General features: G+C 41.0%; 20 protein-coding genes, 8 tRNA genes and 3 rRNA genes. 1 reads left to right on the forward strand and 30 read right to left on the reverse strand.

Annotated elements, in window-relative coordinates; genetic code table 11:
• The first annotated feature begins 26 nt into the window (after positions 1-26).
• Positions 27-1,166 carry an FAD-dependent monooxygenase gene (locus MKY94_RS18130; protein WP_340844940.1) on the forward strand — a complete coding sequence of 380 codons (1,140 nt, stop codon included), beginning with the start codon at positions 27-29 and terminating at the stop codon, positions 1,164-1,166.
• A 30-nt stretch (positions 1,167-1,196) separates the two neighbouring features.
• Here MKY94_RS18130 and MKY94_RS18135 read toward each other — a convergent pair whose 3' ends face one another.
• The 30 genes from MKY94_RS18135 to alr form a co-directional block, all read right to left on the reverse strand.
• On the reverse strand, positions 1,197-1,331 hold the full coding sequence (locus tag MKY94_RS18135; RefSeq protein WP_255475362.1) for a hypothetical protein: 135 nt from the start codon (positions 1,329-1,331) through the stop codon (positions 1,197-1,199).
• A gap of 16 nt (positions 1,332-1,347) precedes the next feature.
• Entirely contained in the window at positions 1,348-2,052 is a 705-nt protein-coding gene (locus MKY94_RS18140; protein ID WP_151112513.1) for a hypothetical protein, read from the reverse strand.
• Positions 2,049-2,780: a hypothetical protein gene (locus MKY94_RS18145; RefSeq protein ID WP_151112510.1), complete on the reverse strand. Its 732-nt coding sequence runs from the start codon at positions 2,778-2,780 to the stop codon at positions 2,049-2,051. Before MKY94_RS18145 ends, MKY94_RS18140 begins: the two co-directional genes overlap by 4 nt.
• A complete protein-coding gene (locus MKY94_RS18150; RefSeq protein WP_151112508.1) occupies positions 2,764-3,651 on the reverse strand; it encodes an ABC transporter ATP-binding protein in 888 nt (295 codons plus the stop codon). Before MKY94_RS18150 ends, MKY94_RS18145 begins: the two co-directional genes overlap by 17 nt.
• On the reverse strand, positions 3,651-4,022 hold the full coding sequence (locus MKY94_RS18155) for a GntR family transcriptional regulator (RefSeq protein ID WP_144541653.1): 372 nt from the start codon (positions 4,020-4,022) through the stop codon (positions 3,651-3,653). The genes MKY94_RS18150 and MKY94_RS18155 overlap by 1 nt, the downstream gene beginning before the upstream one ends.
• A gap of 219 nt (positions 4,023-4,241) precedes the next feature.
• Positions 4,242-5,108, reverse strand: a complete 867-nt coding sequence (locus tag MKY94_RS18160; protein WP_151112506.1) for an AraC family transcriptional regulator — start codon at positions 5,106-5,108, stop codon at positions 4,242-4,244.
• Positions 5,109-6,038: 930 nt separating this feature from the next.
• A 5S ribosomal RNA gene (gene rrf / locus MKY94_RS18165) occupies positions 6,039-6,154 on the reverse strand.
• A gap of 179 nt (positions 6,155-6,333) precedes the next feature.
• A 23S ribosomal RNA gene (locus MKY94_RS18170) occupies positions 6,334-9,261 on the reverse strand.
• 196 nt (positions 9,262-9,457) lie between these two features.
• Positions 9,458-11,011, reverse strand: a 16S ribosomal RNA gene (locus MKY94_RS18175).
• The 16S, 23S and 5S rRNA genes sit together here with 8 tRNA genes alongside, the layout of an rRNA operon.
• Positions 11,012-11,165: 154 nt before the next feature.
• Positions 11,166-11,239, reverse strand: a tRNA-Gly gene (locus tag MKY94_RS18180).
• A 29-nt stretch (positions 11,240-11,268) separates the two neighbouring features.
• Positions 11,269-11,345, reverse strand: a tRNA-Arg gene (locus MKY94_RS18185).
• Positions 11,346-11,363: 18 nt separating this feature from the next.
• Positions 11,364-11,450 (reverse strand) — tRNA-Leu (locus MKY94_RS18190).
• A 72-nt stretch (positions 11,451-11,522) separates the two neighbouring features.
• Positions 11,523-11,595: transfer RNA gene (locus tag MKY94_RS18195), tRNA-Lys, on the reverse strand.
• Positions 11,596-11,606: 11 nt separating this feature from the next.
• Positions 11,607-11,681 (reverse strand) — tRNA-Gln (locus tag MKY94_RS18200).
• Between the two features lie 3 nt (positions 11,682-11,684).
• Positions 11,685-11,760 (reverse strand) — tRNA-Asp (locus MKY94_RS18205).
• Between the two features lie 24 nt (positions 11,761-11,784).
• Positions 11,785-11,859 (reverse strand) — tRNA-Glu (locus tag MKY94_RS18210).
• A gap of 13 nt (positions 11,860-11,872) precedes the next feature.
• Positions 11,873-11,947: transfer RNA gene (locus tag MKY94_RS18215), tRNA-Asn, on the reverse strand.
• An 83-nt stretch (positions 11,948-12,030) separates the two neighbouring features.
• A complete protein-coding gene (locus MKY94_RS18220) occupies positions 12,031-12,498 on the reverse strand; it encodes a SprT family protein (RefSeq protein ID WP_144539632.1) in 468 nt (155 codons plus the stop codon).
• Positions 12,499-12,558: 60 nt separating this feature from the next.
• Complete coding sequence (locus MKY94_RS18225; RefSeq protein ID WP_342577558.1) at positions 12,559-14,727, reverse strand: Tex family protein; 2,169 nt, start codon at positions 14,725-14,727, stop codon at positions 12,559-12,561.
• A gap of 88 nt (positions 14,728-14,815) precedes the next feature.
• Positions 14,816-15,415 (reverse strand): PP2C family serine/threonine-protein phosphatase, encoded by a 600-nt coding sequence (locus MKY94_RS18230; RefSeq protein ID WP_225216166.1) that lies wholly within the window; start codon positions 15,413-15,415, stop codon positions 14,816-14,818.
• On the reverse strand, positions 15,412-16,194 hold the full coding sequence (gene sigB / locus MKY94_RS18235; RefSeq protein ID WP_144539628.1) for an RNA polymerase sigma factor SigB: 783 nt from the start codon (positions 16,192-16,194) through the stop codon (positions 15,412-15,414). Before sigB ends, MKY94_RS18230 begins: the two co-directional genes overlap by 4 nt.
• The gene (rsbW, locus tag MKY94_RS18240; RefSeq protein ID WP_342577559.1) at positions 16,172-16,642 is read right to left on the reverse strand and encodes an anti-sigma B factor RsbW; all 471 of its coding nucleotides are present in this window, start codon (positions 16,640-16,642) and stop codon (positions 16,172-16,174) included. Before rsbW ends, sigB begins: the two co-directional genes overlap by 23 nt.
• Positions 16,629-16,970, reverse strand: a complete 342-nt coding sequence (locus tag MKY94_RS18245; protein WP_144539624.1) for an STAS domain-containing protein — start codon at positions 16,968-16,970, stop codon at positions 16,629-16,631. The genes rsbW and MKY94_RS18245 overlap by 14 nt, the downstream gene beginning before the upstream one ends.
• A gap of 69 nt (positions 16,971-17,039) precedes the next feature.
• The gene (locus tag MKY94_RS18250; RefSeq protein WP_144539622.1) at positions 17,040-18,041 is read right to left on the reverse strand and encodes a PP2C family protein-serine/threonine phosphatase; all 1,002 of its coding nucleotides are present in this window, start codon (positions 18,039-18,041) and stop codon (positions 17,040-17,042) included.
• Between the two features lie 12 nt (positions 18,042-18,053).
• Complete coding sequence (locus MKY94_RS18255; RefSeq protein ID WP_144539620.1) at positions 18,054-18,455, reverse strand: anti-sigma regulatory factor; 402 nt, start codon at positions 18,453-18,455, stop codon at positions 18,054-18,056.
• A 6-nt stretch (positions 18,456-18,461) separates the two neighbouring features.
• On the reverse strand, positions 18,462-18,824 hold the full coding sequence (locus tag MKY94_RS18260; protein ID WP_144539618.1) for an STAS domain-containing protein: 363 nt from the start codon (positions 18,822-18,824) through the stop codon (positions 18,462-18,464).
• Positions 18,824-19,651: an STAS domain-containing protein gene (locus MKY94_RS18265; protein ID WP_151112498.1), complete on the reverse strand. Its 828-nt coding sequence runs from the start codon at positions 19,649-19,651 to the stop codon at positions 18,824-18,826. Before MKY94_RS18265 ends, MKY94_RS18260 begins: the two co-directional genes overlap by 1 nt.
• A gap of 300 nt (positions 19,652-19,951) precedes the next feature.
• Positions 19,952-20,302 (reverse strand): type II toxin-antitoxin system PemK/MazF family toxin, encoded by a 351-nt coding sequence (locus MKY94_RS18270; protein WP_151112496.1) that lies wholly within the window; start codon positions 20,300-20,302, stop codon positions 19,952-19,954.
• 4 nt (positions 20,303-20,306) lie between these two features.
• The gene (locus tag MKY94_RS18275) at positions 20,307-20,585 is read right to left on the reverse strand and encodes a transcriptional regulator (protein WP_225321630.1); all 279 of its coding nucleotides are present in this window, start codon (positions 20,583-20,585) and stop codon (positions 20,307-20,309) included.
• A 133-nt stretch (positions 20,586-20,718) separates the two neighbouring features.
• Complete coding sequence (gene alr / locus MKY94_RS18280) at positions 20,719-21,828, reverse strand: alanine racemase (RefSeq protein WP_342577560.1); 1,110 nt, start codon at positions 21,826-21,828, stop codon at positions 20,719-20,721.
• Positions 21,829-21,849 lie beyond the last annotated feature (21 nt).

The following is a 21,849-nucleotide window of genomic DNA, read 5'->3' on the forward strand; positions in this document are numbered from 1 at the left end:
AGATGTTATTAAGGAGGATGGTTAACGTGAAAATTTCCATAATTGGTGGCGGTATTGGAGGACTTTGTGCAGCAGTGACTCTCCAAAATCAAGGTCAAGAAGTACAAGTTTTTGAGTCTGCTAAAGCCTTTCAACCGGTTGGAGCAGGAATAGGAATCGGCTCCAATGCTTTGCAGGCTCTAATGGGAATCGGTGTAGGAGAAGAAATTTTCAATAACGGCTACGTGCTGCATACACAAGTTTTTCAAGATGTGCATGGAAAAACGTTAAACACCATCGACTTCTCCGTCCTAAAAAAAATGTATGGACAAGAGAATATCACCATACACCGTGCTGACCTCCACCGAACCTTTTTAGAGGCTCTCAAACCAAATACCATTCAGTATAATAAAAAATGCATTCACATTCGACAAGATGAAAATGGGATTACAGCTTTTTTCGAAGACGGATCTACAGCTGAAGCAGAGCTTCTAATAGCAGCTGATGGTATTAATTCTCCTATCCGCCAACAGCTTTTACCTAATACCACACCCAGATATTCTGGCTATACTTGTTGGAGAGGTATAACAGAGAACAAAGGAAGGGTAGAAGAATACACTTCCAAAGAGCTTTGGTCCACAAGAGGCAGGTTCGGCATGGCACCAATGAGAGGCGGGCTTATTTATTGGTTTGCTTGTATTAACACCACTCCTAGAAATCCTGCTTATCAACAGCTAAAGCCTCAAGAAGTGGCAACTATCTTCACTCATTTTCCTAGCGTAGCATCCGATATTATTGCTACTACTCCTGCGGAAAATCTTCTCCATCATGACATTTACGATATTAAGCCTCTTCAAAATTTTGTGTTTGATCGAGTTGTCTTATTAGGAGATGCTGCCCACGCAACCACACCGAATATGGGACAAGGCGCTGGACAGGCAATCGAAGACTCAATTGTACTAGGAAACGGATTTAAACAATTCAAAGATGTAAATAAAGTATTGGCACATTATGAGAAGAAGCGAGTAGCCCGTACAGCTAAAGTAATTCGCCTCTCTAGACAAATTGGGGAAACTGCTCAAATTTCCTCACGTCCTATCGCCGCTGCTCGAGACTTTCTATTCCCTCTTCTCCCATCTAAAGCATTACTATGGCGTCTCAAGTTTTTATTTGATGTGAGGCTATAAAAAAAAGCGCCTGCATTAAGCAGGCACTTATTATTTATTACTTATTTTTTCTAAAATTTCAATGAGGCGATCGTTTTGTCTCTCTATATTTTTTAATCTCTTTTCAATTGTACTAGAAGAGATTAAAACGATTAATAATAGTGCAATGCCTATAAATAAACCCAAATTATTCCACTCCTAATTAATAAATTTGCAAACCTAATGGATCATCTATTTCTATATGTTTCGGAACCTTTAAGTGAATATATGTGACGCCTCTTACATTTTCATACGAAAACACTTCATTACTATCATCCGGGAGAATCGTTAAACTGTTAGAAAACTTATTAAATTCTACTTTTTGTCCCGTTATCTCCTTCGAAACTAGGTGGTTCCCAGACCAATATATCATATGAAGAGGTATTTTTTCTTCCATAGGTATGCCAAATATAAGGGTGTTAGTTCTATAAACTTTACCTTCTACGACTTGATCGCTAGAGTCCGTCCATTCCACCACAAACCTAGTCGAGTAAGTGTCAATTCCTTCATATCCAATAGATAGATTCGTTCCACTTAATTCCTGTGTCCACTCTTCAATCAGAAATTTTTCAGTAAGACTATTTGTCTCAGAGTTTTTTAAAGCTTCTTCTAATGCTTTATTTTCTGCTTCTAGATCTTGAACCTCTTCCTTTTTTAGAAGATTTGAATGATTACTTGGGATAAGCTCAAAAACAAGCGTTGCCATTAAGAGAATCACAATATAAGTAAAAATAATATACTTCTTAAGCTTAAAGGAGCCATTGAAGGACCTTTTACGCTTTTTAAACAGTTGTATTAAAATTAAAGCTACTACTATTATTAAAACAATTGGGAGAAAGGCTACTAGGAATACAAACATGCTACTCATGCTCTTACCTCCCATCTATTTGCGGCTACAAGTGAAATGATAAAGAAGATTACAGTTACACCAAGTACTTTTAGCATAAAGCTCCACAAGTCTCCATTTACTATAAAGAAATATTGTATAATATTTTGCCCCAAGGAGGTAATCACTAGCCCTACAAAGAGTAAAGGAAGTAATATTATAAATCCCTTATGCTTTTGGACTAATGCTCCAAGCAAGTACCCAAAAGAGGTCAACATCCAAATAAGGATGAACAATAAAAGAAGAGTCATGACTGTTTCCCCTGGCTCGTTCAATATTCCTGGGCTTTTTATAAACTCTACTTTACTAAACACTACTTGGTATAAACGCAACAGGTAGGTCGATAAAAAGGTAGTGACCGCTGCAATTATACTTACAATCATCAGTACAATTATATTGGCTATATTACTGCTTAGTCGAGTAGAGACAAACGAAAAATCATCATAACGATACGCCTTAGTAGTGATTAAATTCCCGACAAATACGGCCCATATTGCTACAAATACAAAGACACCATCAAGTGTAAAAATGTTAAAAGTGATTTCTGTGCCATTAAAGCTGGTTCCGCTCGTTCCAGTACTACTAGTAAGTAGCAGTGCTAACACTTGGATGAATATTAATGAAAGAAAAGATCCAATAAAAGCCTGTAGCTTAAATTTCACCTGTGCTTTCACTACGCTTGCTAAACTGACATTACTTAAAAACATCATCAATACCCTCCTTAGTATCACTAGTCACGTACATGCACACATCGCTTGCCGACAATGACTGAATACTAGCACCTTCTGCACAAGCCTTTTCAATGGTAGAAGTGTTTTTCACTACTACGTATTTTCTCTCACTATCAATCTGCTTTGAGTAATAAATTTCTTCCCCTGCTGTCCATTTATCTAAATCAGCTGTCGTCCATTGAAGTCCCACAGCATAATCTCTTATTTCATCAAGTGATTGATGTAATATTACCTTCCCTTGATGAACCAATAAAATATCCTCTAACAAGTGCTCTATTTCCGCTAAGTGGTGACTAGAGATCAAGATGGAACGTGGATGTGCTATATAATCCTTCAGTAATGCTCGGTAGAAATCAGTCCTCACTGCTTCATCCATCCCATTCATCGGTTCATCCAGCATAGTTAGCTCACAGTGCGTAGAAAGTCCAAAAATCAGATTAAATGTAGCAGATGCCCCTTTGGACAAATTAGAATACTTAAGCTTTGGATTTATTTTAAAATAATTTAGTAAGCGTTTGGCAAGCTCAGCATCCCATTTTTTATAAAAGGTTGGTGCTAGGTTTAAAATTTCTTCTAGATTCAGAGAGTCTGGAAAAGTCATCTGATCATCTACTAATATACTGTTCGCAGATACTAATAAGTCATTATAGGGATTTCTCCCAAAGACACATACTTCCCCTGAGCTAGGCATGATAAAACCAGTTAATATTTTCAATAATGTTGTTTTACCTGCCCCATTGCGACCGATAAGGCCTGTAATTTTCTGATCACTTAGCTCGAAGGTTATATCCTCTAAAGCATTCATATTACTATATTTTTTTTTGACTTCTCGACATTCAATTGTCTTCATCAATTTTCCCCCCCGCATTTATGAATCAGTTGAATTAACTCCTCTTTTGTCACTGACAACCTTTTAGCTTCTAATACCAGATCTGTTACCATTTTTGTAAGTGTCTCATTTCTTCGTTTATCTAGAATCATCGTCTTGGCTTCTGTCGCAACAAACATCCCAAGTCCCCTTTTCTTATATAACGTATTTTCCTCTACTAATATTGTAAGTCCCTTAGCTGCAGTCGCAGGATTAATATTAAATAGTTCTGCCAGCTGATATTGGGAATATACCTTTTCGTCACTTTTAAACCGCTCGGCTATTATTTCATTCTCTAGCCATTCCGCAATTTGTACATAGATGGGCTTTGCACTATCCGTATTTAAAATCATTGCGGTAAATCCCCTCTCAATTGAAGTTAGTACATTAGTGTTGTAATGTAGTATATAATAATTAAACGAAATTGTCTATAAAATTTAGGCAATAAAAAACCACACCTTTAAGATGTGGTTTTTAATTTGATTTGAAAGAATGTATTTCCGAAAAAAACATAAAGGTTATAATGAGTAGAAAAACGACCTTATAAAAAGGTACCCCTGATATTCATTTGTCTACTCTAACTCCAGATCAAAATTTAAATTAACTGGTTCAGCCGGCATACTATCAGGAGTATTTAAGTTTGTTGTAGGAGTTTTATCATCCACTTCTTCAAAAGCAAACTCGTCCATCCATATACTCCCTGAGCCTTGCAATAAAACACCGAAGTAAATCACTCCTGCATTTGGAGGTACATCTAGTACAACGCTATAATGATTCCATCCAGTGGTCCCTTTAATAGGACGATTGCTCATATTATCAAATTGAAGTGTGTCGCCGTCCTTGGCGTCAATCCGCATCCAAAGACCAGCAAACCCATCTATATTCATAGACTTTATAAAACAAGATAGCTTTAATCGTTTACCGCAGTATTTACTTGCCTGAAACTGTTGCATGACAGTGCCGAATTCTTCATCTTTTGTAGCCATTACAGAACGCAAATAGCCTGAAGCATTTCCCTTATGCACCTCTTGAAAATCTCTACCCATTTCATAGCTCTGTGGGTTCGTACCACTTATAAACCAACCTTTCATAACCTCTACCTCCTTTGAATTTTCTAGTAAGGTACGCATGAGCATTCTATACTTCCCTGGCGGCAACCCATGGGCCTTACGAAAGGCTCTCGTAAATGCTTCCTGCGACTCAAATTGGTAAGTAAACGCAATGTCTAGAATACGTTCATTTGTATAAATCAATCGCTGTGCTGCTATCGTAAGTCTTCTGTTACGAACATATTCATGTAACGACATTCCAACCTTTTGCTGAAACAATCGATGAAAATGATAAAAAGAATAGCCAGTAACTTGTACTACTTCCTCGTTACGAACTGGTTCCTCTAATTTATTTTCCAACCAGTTAATTGTTTGTTGAATTATATTCATTCGCTCATGCACCTCCTATTAATTACAGTTTATATGGTAGAAGTTAGGATGTTTTGATATTTTTTGCGGATTTTTCGTTGGAAAGGTAAATTATAGACATAAAATAACGGCAGTTAGGAAGAATCTCTGGATTTATGACCGTTCGTGGAGATTTATGACCGGATAGAAAAATTTATGACCGGATAGAGTCATTTTATAACCGGATAGATTTTTTTCTGACCGGATAAATTATTTTATGACCGTTCAATATTTCCTCTTCTTATCAGTTACTCTATCCTCGTCAAATCCTTTCAATTTGATTTTTTGCAAACATATTATTCCAATTAAATTTATGCCTAAAATAATACTAAATCAGATACGCTTTTACTTAAAGGATTAAATTATTTTCTTTCTGTCATATTTCGTTCCTATTTCCCGGGAAATGTCATTTCAAGGAAATAATCGATAATTTTGTTCGACATAATAAATACCCCTCTTAAAATGATGACGAAAGATGCGCTTATAAAGATTTCATTTAATTTAGCATTGGAGAAACAATAGCATCATGGACATTCCTTCTTTGGAAGAGAAGCTTACTTTCGACTTTACTTCTTTAATAATAACAAACAAAAAAGCCGTCACCGATTTCTCGGTAACGACTTCCTATAGTGCCCAGCGACGTCCTACTCTTGCAGGGGTAACCTCCAACTACCATCGGCTCGGCTGCGAAACCAGATGGACGGCAGATTTCTTCGTCAGCCGCAGTCGATCGGTTCTCGCGTATGCTATACGCTCCGAGCCTCTCTTCCTTGCTTCCTCGAACTCTTTGCCCCTCTGCTTTCTCGCACACTTGCTTAGTTAGAAATGGTTAGGTGCCTTCGGTATTTCTAATTTCTTTATAGAACAAACAAAAAAGCCGTCACCGATTTCTCGGTAACGACTTCCTATAGTGCCCAGCGACGTCCTACTCTTGCAGGGGGAGACCCCCAACTACCATCGGCGCTGAAGAGCTTAACTTCCGTGTTCGGTATGGGAACGGGTGTGACCTCTTCGCCATCATCACTAGACTTGTCGGCTTTCAATCCACTGCGCATTGCGTTGTCAACTTCGCTCGTTCAGTCAGTCACGTACGTAAGTACGTTCCTTCCTTCGCTCACTCGTTTCCTAGCACTACTTGTGTTTTGAAACCCTACTGAGTTGTTCACTCAAAACTGGATAAAAGACATCATTAATGGAAACAAACAATTTGGTTAAGTCCTCGATCGATTAGTATTCGTCAGCTGCACGTGTCGCCACGCTTCCACCCCGAACCTATCTACCTCATCGTCTTTGAGGGATCTTACTTACTTGCGTAATGGGAAATCTCATCTTGAGGGGGGCTTCGTGCTTAGATGCTTTCAGCACTTATCCCGTCCACACATAGCTACCCAGCGATGCCCTTGGCAGAACAACTGGTACACCAGCGGTGTGTCCATCCCGGTCCTCTCGTACTAAGGACAGCTCCTCTCAAATTTCCTACGCCCACGACGGATAGGGACCGAACTGTCTCACGACGTTCTGAACCCAGCTCGCGTACCGCTTTAATGGGCGAACAGCCCAACCCTTGGGACCGACTACAGCCCCAGGATGCGATGAGCCGACATCGAGGTGCCAAACCTCCCCGTCGATGTGGACTCTTGGGGGAGATAAGCCTGTTATCCCCGGGGTAGCTTTTATCCGTTGAGCGATGGCCCTTCCATGCGGAACCACCGGATCACTAAGCCCGTCTTTCGACCCTGCTCGACTTGTAGGTCTCGCAGTCAAGCTCCCTTCTGCCTTTACACTCTTCGAATGATTTCCAACCATTCTGAGGGAACCTTTGGGCGCCTCCGTTACACTTTAGGAGGCGACCGCCCCAGTCAAACTGCCCGCCTGACACTGTCTCCTACCCGGGTTACGGGTATGGGTTAGAATTTCAATACAACCAGGGTAGTATCCCACCGACGCCTCCTCCGAAGCTGGCGCTCCGGGCTCTAAGGCTCCTACCTATCCTGTACAAGTTGCACCAAAATTCAATATCAAGCTACAGTAAAGCTCCACGGGGTCTTTCCGTCCTGTCGCGGGTAACCTGCATCTTCACAGGTACTATAATTTCACCGAGTCTCTCGTTGAGACAGTGCCCAGATCGTTACGCCTTTCGTGCGGGTCGGAACTTACCCGACAAGGAATTTCGCTACCTTAGGACCGTTATAGTTACGGCCGCCGTTTACTGGGGCTTCAATTCGCACCTTCGCTTGCGCTAAGCACTCCTCTTAACCTTCCAGCACCGGGCAGGCGTCAGCCCCTATACTTCACCTTACGGTTTTGCAGAGACCTGTGTTTTTGCTAAACAGTCGCCTGGGCCTATTCACTGCGGCTCTTCTAGGCTATACACCCAAAAGAGCACCCCTTCTCCCGAAGTTACGGGGTCATTTTGCCGAGTTCCTTAACGAGAGTTCTCTCGCTCACCTTAGGATTCTCTCCTCGACTACCTGTGTCGGTTTGCGGTACGGGCACCTCCCACCTCGTTAGAGGCTTTTCTTGGCAGTGTGAAATCAGGAACTTCGGACTAAGTCCTCGCCATCACAGCTCAATGTTACAGAGTGCGGATTTGCCTACACTCACACCTCACTGCTTGGACGTGCATAACCAACAGCACGCTTACCCTATCCTACTGCGTCCCCCCATCACTCAAACGGTGGGGTGGTGGTACAGGAATATCAACCTGTTGTCCATCGTCTACGCCTATCGGCCTCGACTTAGGTCCCGACTAACCCTGAGCGGACGAGCCTTCCTCAGGAAACCTTAGTCATACGGTGGATGGGATTCTCACCCATCTTTCGCTACTCATACCGGCATTCTCACTTCTAAGCGCTCCACCAGTCCTTCCGGTCTGACTTCAACGCCCTTAGAACGCTCTCCTACCACTGATACCAAAGGTATCAATCCACAGCTTCGGTGATTTGTTTAGCCCCGATACATTTTCGGCGCAGCGTCACTCGACCAGTGAGCTATTACGCACTCTTTAAATGATGGCTGCTTCTAAGCCAACATCCTGGTTGTCTAAGCAACGCCACATCCTTTTCCACTTAACAAATACTTTGGGACCTTAGCTGGTGGTCTGGGCTGTTTCCCTCTTGACTACGGATCTTATCACTCGCAGTCTGACTCCCAAACATAAATCATTGGCATTCGGAGTTTGTCTGAATTCGGTAACCCGGGATGGGCCCCTAGTCCAAACAGTGCTCTACCTCCAAGATTCTAACGTTTGAGGCTAGCCCTAAAGCTATTTCGGAGAGAACCAGCTATCTCCAGGTTCGATTGGAATTTCTCCGCTACCCACACCTCATCCCCGCACTTTTCAACGTGCGTGGGTTCGGACCTCCAGTAAGTGTTACCTTACCTTCATCCTGGACATGGGTAGATCACCTGGTTTCGGGTCTACGACCACATACTCATTCGCCCTATTCAGACTCGCTTTCGCTGCGGCTCCGTCTTCTCAACTTAACCTCGCATGTAATCGTAACTCGCCGGTTCATTCTACAAAAGGCACGCCATCACCCGTTAACGGGCTTTGACTATTTGTAGGCACACGGTTTCAGGGTCTATTTCACTCCCCTTCCGGGGTGCTTTTCACCTTTCCCTCACGGTACTGGTTCACTATCGGTCACTAGGTAGTATTTAGCCTTGGGAGATGGTCCTCCCGGATTCCGACGGAATTTCACGTGTTCCGCCGTACTCAGGATACACTCTGGAGGGAATGAATTTTGGACTACGGGGCTTTTACCCTATCCTGCGGACCTTTCCAGGTCGCTTCATCTAACTCATTCTTTTGTAACTCCGTATAGAGTGTCCTACAACCCCAAGAGGCAAGCCTCTTGGTTTGGGCTCTTCCCGTTTCGCTCGCCGCTACTCAGGGAATCGAATTTTCTTTCTCTTCCTCCAGGTACTTAGATGTTTCAGTTCCCTGGGTGTGTCTCAGATGCGCTATGTATTCACGCAAATGTACTGCCCCATTACGGGCAGTGGGTTTCCCCATTCGGAAATCTCCGGATCGAAGCTCACTTACAGCTCCCCGAAGCATATCGGTGTTAGTGCCGTCCTTCGTCGACTCCTAGTGCCAAGGCATCCACCGTGCGCCCTTATTAACTTAACCTAAAAGTTAAAAGTACTACACTTGCAATCACGTAAGTGATCACAATTTGAATATCTTGCGTTTGTTTCTTTTTTGATGTCGTTTTATCCAGTTTTCAAAGAACAATTTAAATGCTCATCATAAAAATGAACACTCAAAACTGAACTGCAAAACGTTAAGATACAGATAAAGATCTGTATTCCGAATATATCCTTAGAAAGGAGGTGATCCAGCCGCACCTTCCGATACGGCTACCTTGTTACGACTTCACCCCAATCATCTGTCCCACCTTCGGCGGCTGGCTCCCAAAAGGGTTACCCCACCGACTTCGGGTGTTACAAACTCTCGTGGTGTGACGGGCGGTGTGTACAAGGCCCGGGAACGTATTCACCGTGGCATGCTGATCCACGATTACTAGCGATTCCGGCTTCATGTAGGCGAGTTGCAGCCTACAATCCGAACTGAGAACGGTTTTATGGGATTAGCTCACCCTCGCGGGGTTGCGACCCTCTGTACCGTCCATTGTAGCACGTGTGTAGCCCAGGTCATAAGGGGCATGATGATTTGACGTCATCCCCACCTTCCTCCGGTTTATCACCGGCAGTCACCTTAGAGTGCCCAACTGAATGCTGGCAACTAAGATCAAGGGTTGCGCTCGTTGCGGGACTTAACCCAACATCTCACGACACGAGCTGACGACAACCATGCACCACCTGTCACCGCTGTCCCCGAAGGGAAAAGCCTATCTCTAGGCCGGTCAGCGGGATGTCAAGACCTGGTAAGGTTCTTCGCGTTGCTTCGAATTAAACCACATGCTCCACCGCTTGTGCGGGCCCCCGTCAATTCCTTTGAGTTTCAGTCTTGCGACCGTACTCCCCAGGCGGAGTGCTTAATGCGTTAGCTGCAGCACTAAGGGGCGGAAACCCCCTAACACTTAGCACTCATCGTTTACGGCGTGGACTACCAGGGTATCTAATCCTGTTTGCTCCCCACGCTTTCGCGCCTCAGCGTCAGTTACAGACCAGAAAGCCGCCTTCGCCACTGGTGTTCCTCCAAATCTCTACGCATTTCACCGCTACACTTGGAATTCCGCTTTCCTCTTCTGCACTCAAGTCCCCCAGTTTCCAATGACCCTCCACGGTTGAGCCGTGGGCTTTCACATCAGACTTAAAGGACCGCCTGCGCGCGCTTTACGCCCAATAATTCCGGACAACGCTTGCCACCTACGTATTACCGCGGCTGCTGGCACGTAGTTAGCCGTGGCTTTCTAATGAGGTACCGTCAAGGTACGAGCAGTTACTCTCGTACTTGTTCTTCCCTCACAACAGAGTTTTACGATCCGAAAACCTTCTTCACTCACGCGGCGTTGCTCCATCAGACTTTCGTCCATTGTGGAAGATTCCCTACTGCTGCCTCCCGTAGGAGTCTGGGCCGTGTCTCAGTCCCAGTGTGGCCGATCACCCTCTCAGGTCGGCTACGCATCGTCGCCTTGGTGAGCCGTTACCTCACCAACTAGCTAATGCGCCGCGGGCCCATCCTGTAGTGACAGCCGAGACCGTCTTTTAACATTTCCTCATGTGAGGTAATGGATTATTCGGTATTAGCCCCGGTTTCCCGGAGTTATCCCAATCTACAGGGCAGGTTGCCCACGTGTTACTCACCCGTCCGCCGCTAAATCAGAAGAAGCAAGCTTCTTCATCATTCGCTCGACTTGCATGTATTAGGCACGCCGCCAGCGTTCGTCCTGAGCCAGGATCAAACTCTCCATAATAGAGAACTTAAAAAGCTCATTTTGTTTTGCTGGCATCATCATTAAATGATGTCAAAAATTGTTTTGCGTCAATACAACTTAAGTTGTTTGATGCTATATGTCTTAACGTTTTGCATGTTCAGTTTTCAATGTTCATGTTTTGCTATAGTTAAATTGGAGCGGGTGAAGAGAATCGAACTCTCATCATCAGCTTGGAAGGCTGAGGTTTTACCACTAAACTACACCCGCATATATAATTTATTAAATAATTGTTTTATTGGCGCGCCCGGCAGGAGTCGAACCCACAACCTTCTGATCCGTAGTCAGACGCTCTATCCAATTGAGCTACGGGCGCTTAGTAAGAGACATTGCTTGGTGCGGCCGAGAGGACTTGAACCTCCACGGGGTTATCCCCCACTAGGCCCTCAACCTAGCGCGTCTGCCGTTCCGCCACGACCGCTTAGTTATAAAATGGGACGAACTCTATTATAACTCACTCGCAAGAGTCTGTCAACAATTATTGTAATAATGATGAGCCATGAAGGACTCGAACCTTCGACCCTCTGATTAAAAGTCAGATGCTCTACCAACTGAGCTAATGGCTCACGAAACTAAATGGCTGGGGTACCTGGATTCGAACCAGGGCATGACGGAATCAAAATCCGTTGCCTTACCGCTTGGCTATACCCCAACATGGCGGTCCCGACCGGGATCGAACCGGCGATCTCCTGCGTGACAGGCAGGCATGTTAACCGCTACACCACGGGACCTATGTATGTTTTATTAAATTTAAATGGTGACCCCTACGGGATTCGAACCCGTGTTACCGCCGTGAAAGGGCGGTGTCTTAACCGCTTGACCAAGGGGCCTATGTAAGTTATATGGCTCCGAAGGTAGGACTCGAACCTACGACCGATCGGTTAACAGCCGATTGCTCTACCACTGAGCTACTTCGGAATAATTTTTGTCGTTTTGTTTTACTCGACTTTTTCTATTATAGAGAGGGTTTGGACAAACGTCAACACTTTTCATCAAATTTCTTATATTTTTTTTGAAGAGCTTAAAACTAAGTCGCCAAAACACTTGCCACACTTGAATTTGTGAGTATTTACTCGAATTTTCCGTCTATATAACAACCCACATTTTGAGCATTTATACATGTAAACTTTAGTACGTGGTTGCCTTTTAGGCTCTACTAAAGTGGAACAAAATCTGGGGGAATCTGTTTGTTTTAGAAGCTGGCGAAAATCTGCATCTCGATGTTTGTAGCCTTTTCCTTCTATATGTAAATGATAATGACATAACTCATGCTTGATCACTCCTATCAATTCTTTCATTCCATGCTTTTCTAGAACAAGAGGGTTTATTTCAATTATATGAGTTCTTAACATATACCTGCCTCCAGTACTGCGGAGTCTTTTATTAAAACAGGCTTTATGTCGAAATTCTTTCCCAAAAATCTCTTTTGAGATTTTACTTACTAATTCACTCAATTGTTCATCTGTCATATTACCTCTCCTAAATAAAAGAGTTTGTCCAATGATTCTCATCATTGGACACTCTTATTATTACACTTGTTGTTCCGGCGGAAGCATAGTTAATGCGATTCTACCTTTGTTAGCATCGAACTGTTCTACCCAAACTGTAACGATATCTCCAAGGGAAACTACATCTAGGGGATGTTTTACAAATCCTTTTTTAAGCTTGGATATATGTACAAGTCCGTCCTGTTTAACACCAATATCTACAAAGGCTCCAAAGTCTACTACGTTACGAACAGTTCCTTGAAGCTCCATTCCAGCCTTTAAATCCTCTAACTTCAAGACATCTTTCTTTAGTATAGGCTGTGGGAAAGCTTCGCGTGGATCACGTGCAGGCTTAATAAGTGCATCTAAAATATCCTTCAAAGTAATTTCGCCGATTCCTAATTCCTTACTAGTTTCTTCTATAGAAATGTTATTTAATGCTTCTTCTGCTACCTTAGAACCTATTTGGCCTTTCTTCAATCCTACAATTTCTAGGACCTGTTCAGCTGCCTTATAGCTTTCTGGGTGAATTCCTGTTGCATCAAAAGGATTTTTTGCATCTGGTACACGCAGGAAACCAATTGCCTGCTCATATGTTTTGGCTCCAAGACGCGGAATTTTTTTAAGCTGAGCTCTTGAAGTAAAGCGCCCTTGTTCATTGCGCATATTCACCACATTTTCAGCAACCGTTTTAGAAAGACCAGAAACATATTGCAGTAAGGAGGCTGACGCTGTGTTTACATTGACCCCTACCTGGTTAACAGCAGTTTCTACTATAAAAGAAAGTGATTCCGAGAGTTTTTTTTGTGAAACATCATGCTGGTATTGCCCTACCCCTACTGCCTTTGGATCTATTTTTACTAACTCCGCTAAAGGATCTTGAAGTCTTCTGGCAATAGAGACTGCACTTCGTTGCTCCACTTGAAGGTCTGGAAACTCATTTCGCGCTGTTTCGGAAGCTGAATAAACAGAAGCACCTGCTTCGTTGACAATAACATATGCTACTTCACCCTCTACTTCTTTCAGGCAATCTACTATAAATTGCTCTGTTTCACGAGAAGCTGTACCATTTCCTATTGCAATTAAAGTAATTGGATATTTTTTAAGATAAGAAAGTACCTTTCTTTTCGAGCCTTCCACATCCATTTTTGGTGCATGTGGATAAATAGCCGATACCTCTAGTAATTTACCTGTATCGTCTACAACTGCTAGTTTGCAACCTGTCCGGTATGCAGGATCCACTCCTAGAACAACTTTCCCCTTTAACGGAGGCTGAAGCAATAAGTTTCGTAGATTCTCAGAGAAAATATGAATAGCTTGTGTTTCTGCTTTTTCAGTCAGCTCTGCTCTGATTTCTCTTTCTACTGAAGGCTGTATTAACCGTTTATAGGAATCCTCGATTGCTTGCTTTACCTGCTCTGTAGCACTGCTAGATATATTATTAGGAATCCATTGAGTTTCCATTACTCTTAAAATCTTTTCAAGTGGTACCTGGAGACCAACTTTTAATACATCCTCTTTTTCTCCACGATTCAATGCAAGAATACGGTGAGGCACAATTTTCTTCACTGGTTCATCATATTCATAGTACATTTCATAGACATTTTTTTCATCAAGCTCTGCTTTCTTTAGCGCAGTAACAATTTTCCCGTCCATACGGGATAGATTTCGAATCTGTTCGCGTATTTTCGCATCATCAGCAAATTGTTCTGCGAGAATGTCACGAGCCCCTTGGAGTGCATCCTCCGTCGTCAATACTTCTAGCTCTTCATTAATATAGGCTTGTGCTAAATCATAGATAGATGCTTTAGGGAAGGTTAATAGTTCATCTGCTAAAGGTTCAAGCCCTTTCTCCTTCGCTATTGTCGCCTTTGTTCTTCGCTTTTGTTTATAAGGTCGATATAAATCCTCTACTCGCTGAAGCACCGTAGCATTTTGTATGGAAGTAGTAAGCTCTTCCGTCAGCTTTCCTTGTTCATCTATTAAACGCAGTACTTCCTCTTTGCGTTGTTCAAGCTGTTGTATATATTGATACCGATCTTCTACTGCTTTTATTTGGACCTCATCTAAAGATCCTGTTTGTTCTTTACGATAACGAGCTATAAAAGGAACGGTGTTTCCTTCTTCTAAAAGCTTTATTACTTGTTCGGCTTGCGTAGTTTTTATGCCAGTTTCTTTAGAAACAAGCTGAAGCATTTTCTTTAGTTCCAACACAAATTCACCCTTTCCATATACCCTTTATTTTAACATATTTAGCGCTTACCCCTAAATGAAGACAGTAAAAAAACTTACCCTTCTATTATGAGAGTAAGCTTCCTACAATAAACGTGGCATCATCACCATGCTCTATTTCCTTATATACAGTTTCGTACAAACATTTTGCAGAGCCAGATTCCTTAATAGTAGATTTCGGGCTATTCATCACTACTCCATCTGAGTGAAGAAGAAATAGGTCATCTTTTGCGCAGGCATACGTTTGGGTATTAATTTTTTGCTTTCTTCCAGATAGGTAGCCCATCACTGGCAAAGGATATATCATCTTTCCTGTTGCTCTCTGGTACATGTAAAATTTGATATTGCCAACACAGCTATATGAGATAGTTTGTGTTTTGTAATCTACTTTCACAAGAGCAACCGCTGCTCCTCGTTTTTGAACCATCAACTCATTGCATTTCAACAATAAATTATCCAGCGTCTCCTCAGGGTATTGTTCTAAAATTGCAGGTATAACATCTGCAGATTCCTTTGCTACAGGACCGTTACCTAGTCCATCAGCAATGGCACAGAGCATAAAGTCCTCATGCTTTGATACATAGTATGTATCTCCAGATTCTGCATTTCCTGATTTTGCTTCCTGAAATACTAGCAACTCAACTTTTTCATCTGAGTAATTTATCAATTTACTAAACCACCTGACGATAATATTGCCTCTTGCAATTTTTTTATTGCCTTACGTTGTATTCTTGATACATGCATTTGAGAGATGCCAAGACGATCTCCAGCTTCCTTCTGACTCAGTTGCTCCATGTATGTAAGTTTAATAATTTCTTTTTCTCTTTCAGATAAAACATTGAAAGCTTCGGCTACAAGTAAGCGCTGGTCTGTTTTTTCAAATTCTCCATCGGTTTGGCCAATCACATCAAATAATGTAATAGTACTTCCATCTGCATCCGATTCTAAAGAATGGTCCATAGATAAGGCTTGATAACTTTTCCCCATCTCCATCGCCTCTAATACATCCTCTACCTCTACATCAAGATAATCCGCGATTTCTGGCACAAGTGGAGATCTTTGAAATTCTGTTGTTAACACTTCAACAGCTGATCTTATACGCGGACCTAATTCTTTAATTCTTCTTGGTACATGTACTGCCCATGTTTTGTCTCTTAGAAACCGCTTAATCTCCCCAATTATAGTTGGGATAGCAAAAGCCTCAAAGTTCTTACCGAATGAAGGATCATATCTTCTAATAGCTCCTAGAAGGCCAAGCATACCTACTTGTACTATATCCTCATGATGAGATTTACCATTAGAATATTTACGGGCAATAGACTCAACCAAACGCTCGTAGTTTAATACTAGATTGGTTTGAGCCTCTTCGCTTTCTGTGCTTTGATATTCTTTTATCCATTCTAGAATCTGTTCTTTTGACTCCTTAGGAAGAGATGTGTTCGACATTTTCATCCACCTGCTTTACTCCGACATGCTTCGTCATAAATACAGTTACACCCTCTTGGTGATGGACCTTCACCTCATCCATTAAAGTTTCAATTAGATATAGGCCAAGGCCACCTTCACGTAAGAACGATCCCTCCTCCAAATCATGGTAAGGTCCCACTTGCGCTTTTGTTTCCTCAAAATTAAAACTTTTCCCATGGTCAGCAATCATAATTTCTATCTTGTCATTATATAAAGCGCAGCCAATTACTACTTCGCCATCCTCATCCTCTGCGTAAGCATGTTGAACTGCGTTAGTAATTGCTTCACTTGTTGCAATTTTTAAATCTTCAATATCATCATAAGAAAAGCCCATACGATTCGCTAATCCAGAAATTGTAAGACGTGCTACACTAACATATTGAGGCTTTGCTGGTAAACGAATCTCAACATAATCAAACGGTTTCATCTATTTTCACCTCTTCGCTCGCTTGGATGTCCATGATATCTCCTAAACCGGTTATGTCGAACAATCGTTTTAGTCGAGATGATAGCCCTGTTAATTCCATGTGAACGTTGGACTCTTTAGCACTTTTATAAAATCCTACGAATACGCCTAAACCAGTACTATCCATGTAAGTTACGTCTGTTAAGTCTAACTCTACACGTAAGTTTTCCTTTAAATTAATTTCTGATAGCTTTTCTCTTAAAAGAGGTGCTGTAAAAGCATCAATTTCACCTTTTATAATTCCTTTGACGCGTTTATCTTCTTCGTATAATTCTACTGATATATTCATTATCAATTATCCCCCGTTTTCGCTATATATAGTGTATCTATACCACGTTTGAGCCAACGCTAAACATGTTCACAGTGATTTTTTGAAAATGACAAGAGTAAAATCATCACGCTGTTCAAATTCCTGCAATTCTTCTAGCTTATGGAATACATACTCAACCATTTCTTGAGCTGGTTTATCCTTAACGCTTTCTATAATACTCAGGATTATTTTTTGGTCGATAAAGCCTTCCTTTGAACGACATTCGGTTACTCCGTCAGTCATCATCACGATAAAGTCATCTTTTTCAAGAACTATTGAATGTTGCTCATATCTTACATTAGGAATAACCCCTAGCAACAGACCTTTTGCCTGAAGTTCTTTAAACTCGCCTGATTTAGCACAATAAAAAAGAGGTGGCTCGTGCCCAGCTGAAGCATAAGTGAATTCACTTAAAGCTGAATCATATGTGCCATAAAACATGGATATAAACATTGAATCACTAACACTTTTCTCAACAATTCGGTTAATAATATCCAATACTACGACGGGATCTGTTTCTGGACCATCTAAACTATCCATCCCATATTTAATCATGGACATGCATAGAGCCGCTGGTATCCCTTTTCCTATAACATCAGCAACAGCTATTCCTATTGCATTCTCGTTGCTCAAAAAGTGAGTGTAATCGCCGTTCATCTCTTTAGCAGGAACAGAAATAATCCCAATGTCTAAGCCATTCATATTTGGAATTTTAGTTTTTAGCAATGTTTGTTGGACATTTGTAGCCAAATCCATTTCCATTTTAAAATTTTGTTGTTTCTCAATTAGGGTTTGGTGCTCTTTTAAAGCTAAGCCATATCTAATCATCACTTCAATTAAAAAATCAAACGAGTGTAAAACTTCCTCCGGTAAGCCTGGTATAATCTCTTCAAGAGAGGCTTTATGTATACTGATAACTTCCTCCGGAGAGATGCTTTTTTGAATAAGCTGTCTACTAACGTTTTGACCTTCATATAAATTATGCTCTGTTTGACTTAATGTATACTGTTTTAAAATTTCCTTATACTGCTTTTTAAACTCTTGAGGCACTTATTTTACCCCCTATCTCAACCACTTTGTGGCAATGATTGTTGTACCATCTCCGACTACAGTCTCAATTTTAAAGTCGTCCATTAGACGCTTTACCCCTGGCAATCCTGCTCCTAGGCCTCCAGATGTAGTATATCCGTCTTCCATTACTTTACGGACATCAGAAATACCTGGCCCTTCGTCAGAAGCTATAACCAAAATGCCTTTGAGATTTCCTTCTACAATCTGTTTTATTTCTATATTACCTTTTCCTGCATATAAATATATATTTCTAGCGAGCTCGCTAATAGCAGTTGTAATTCTAGCTTGGTCTACTGTGCCAAAACCAGCATCTTTTGCTTCGTTTCTTCCAAGCTGCCTAGCAGCAACTATATCCCACTCACTTATTATGTCAACAGAAGACTTCATATTCATAATGGATTAGTCCTCCAATTCTCGTTCAAGTTTTTCCAATCCATTTTCTAAGTCTAAAGCTGTTGCTACATTTTCAAGTCTTATTCCTAGCTCAATTAATGTTATAGCAACAGCTGGCTGTATTCCTGTTATTACTACCTTAGCTCCCATTAAGCCTGACATATTGATAACGTCTCCTAAAACTTTAGCGATAAACGAATCAATAAAGTCTATTGGCGTTAAATCCAAAACTACTCCTCTAGCAGCAGTGGTATGAAGCTTGTCCAATAAATCCTCTTGAAATGCTAATGCTGTCTGATCGTCCAGTTCCCATTGAATAGATACAATTAAACAATCTCTTAACTTTAAGATTGGAATTCTCGTCATCATTATGAGTTCACCTCTACTATCGCTCGATTTGTTAGTGCTAACGCCTGTTCAACTCCACGTTGTAACGTACTAGTTGTCGTAAAGTCATTAAGATTAATGCCAAGTGTAACGATTGTTTGTGCAATTTCTGGACGAATACCTACTAAGAAACATTTAGCTCCAACAAGGCGAACTGCATCAGCTGCTTGAATAATATGATGAGCGACCATTGTATCAACTACAGGAACTCCAGTTATATCTAACAATACAACCTCTGCACGGTGTTTCACTACACCTTGCAGTAAGTTTTCCATTATAAGCTTTGCACGTTCCGTGTCAATTGTTCCGACTAAAGGCATTACAGATATTTTCTCAAAAACAGGGATAAGGGATGCTGAAAGCTCTTGTAAAGCAATTTTTTGTAGATTCACTGTCTTTTCCCATACTTTCGCGTAGGCTTCAACGATCGTATGAGTAACAGGTGTTAACCAGTTATTTAAAATAGTACGGTAAGATTTGTAATTACTTTCATTTAAGTGTCCTGCAATTTCCATATTTTCGTAAATAACCTCTGTAAAGTTATTTAATGCTTTTAACACAAAGGATATGGACCAGCCGTAACGAACAATTTGAACAGAAAAGTCATTTAGCTTTCCAGTATAAGTTTCATGATCCTCTGTAAGACTTGAAATCATTAACTCCCCAAATTCACGAGCAGTATGATCAATTACTTGTTCTGACATTATTTGAAAAAAACGATCGTCTTTTTCATCTTCCATTTTCTCTTTCCATTTTTCTAATATTTCATCGATGTCATCGTGAATGTACGTAGCTATTTGTTTGTTCATTTGGGTATACCCAACTCCTCACAAAATTAATGGTAATTATATTGTAACGAATCTTAAAGAAATTTACATCTTTTATAATTTCCGAAAGATTCTTTTTCACATTTAGTTGATAGAGAAACACTATTATATCTTCAACAATGATTCTACCCGTTATGCAGAATACAGTAACATATATTTTGGGGAAATCCATTTAACATTAAATGGATTAAAATATTTAGATGAAGAATAAATGGAATAAATCTAGAAACAAAAAAACACAATGCGTATTTGTCGGCTACACATTGCGTTTTGTCTATGTATTTAAAATTTTACGATTCCTAAGCTGATGCCTAGTGCATGATCGACTTCTTCCATCACATCTTCATCTAAGTGTGTGATTTTATCCGTAAGCCTTGACTTATCAATAGTTCGTAACTGTTCTAATAATATAACTGAATCACGTTCAAAATCATACTCTTTTGCATCGATTTCTACATGTGTCGGCAATTTCGCTTTTTGTATCTGAGCGGTAATCGCTGCCACAATTACAGTCGGACTAAACCGATTTCCGATATCATTTTGTATCACCAGTACGGGCCTAGTTCCACCTTGTTCAGACCCGACTACTGGTGATAAATCTGCAAAAAAAACGTCCCCACGTTTTACGATCAAGTTTTCATCCTCCACTTACGAGTCGCTCTGTCGTATGTTGGGCTTCATATTCCGCATGTAGACATTCCATACATATGGATAAGTTAATATGAGACATCTCAACATAACCTTTCATCATCGCTTCTCTTATAAGATTTGCCTGGCCTTTCTTCATATATTCATTTGCATGTACACGAGCAACGCTTTCCCTACCAGTTAATGATTTAGAAGTTTGCACTCCCTCACTAACCATTTGCATTGGAATCTCTATAAGCGCTTCTTTTTTCTTTTTATCACTTACCACAGCAAACACCTCCGACAAAACATTTCCCTATCTGACAATATACTTCATCTTACCATTACTAGAGGTGAAATAAAAGACATAATAAGAAATGGTTAGACAAATTATGCATGAAGAACTACGTTTTGTCGACATTTTACTTGTGATAAATTCTAGGTATTCTAGTAGATAGAGTACAGCATACCTCATATGGAATTGTTTGAAGCGTAGTTGCCCATTCTTCAACCTTAATTTCCTCATTTCCTTGTCTTCCCAGTAAAACAACTTTCTCTCCTATATCCACCGGTCCATTTAAACGAATCATACATTGATCCATACAAATTTTCCCTACAATAGGCACCCTTTTTCCTTCTACTAATACTTTTTGTGTGTGGAGTTTTCGAAGCAAGCCATCGGCATACCCGATTGGCAATGTGCCAATCCATTCTTCTGTTTCCGCTGTATAGGCAGCCCCGTAACCAATAGAGTCTCCCTTATTAACCTTTTTGATGTGCACAATTTCTGTATGCAAGGAAAGAGATTTCTCCAAAGAGAAAGGTAGATGATCATTTAAATAGGGAGAAGGGGCTATTCCATACATTGAAATCCCAAAGCGAACGGCATCCCAACTTTGACTTAGATGCTGTAGAGCAGCGGCGCTATTGGAAGTATGAATCATTTTAGGCTTTTCTTTAAATACTTCTAAAAAGCTTTCAAACCTACTCACTTGTTTTTCAAAATACTCCGTATTCACATCATCTGCAGTTGCAAAATGTGTGTAAACTCCCGTTATTTCTAGAGAATTTGGCTCCTCATTTAAAAACTTTAAAGCTGTCAGGAGGTCCTGGGTGCTTGAAAAACCAATCCTCCCCATACCACTATCAATTTTTATATGCACTTTAACTGGTTTTTCGTTTCCCTTAGTGGCAAAAAACCAGTCAAGTGAATATGCTGTTAAAGTAATATTTTGGGCACTTGCTTCAGGTAAAAAGGAAACTGGTACGGCCCCTAAGACGAGAATCTCTTCTTTTATATCAAAATCTCTTAAATGCAAAGCTTCCTCTGGAGTTGCTACAGCTAGCATGGATGCACCTGCTTGAATGGCAGCACGAGCAACCTCAATATCGCCATGTCCATAAGCGTTTGCTTTTACTACTGCAATTACCTCTGTTGAAGAAGGCAGCATCTCTTTGAGTCGAGCAATATTTGTTTGTATTGACTGTAAATTAACTTCTACAAAAGTCGGTCTATATAATTTTTGTGACATTGCTGAACCTCTTCTTCCAAT

Origin of the sequence: Psychrobacillus sp. FSL K6-2843 (assembly GCF_038626375.1) — a bacterium.
GTDB classification, from domain to species: domain Bacteria; phylum Bacillota; class Bacilli; order Bacillales_A; family Planococcaceae; genus Psychrobacillus; species Psychrobacillus faecigallinarum.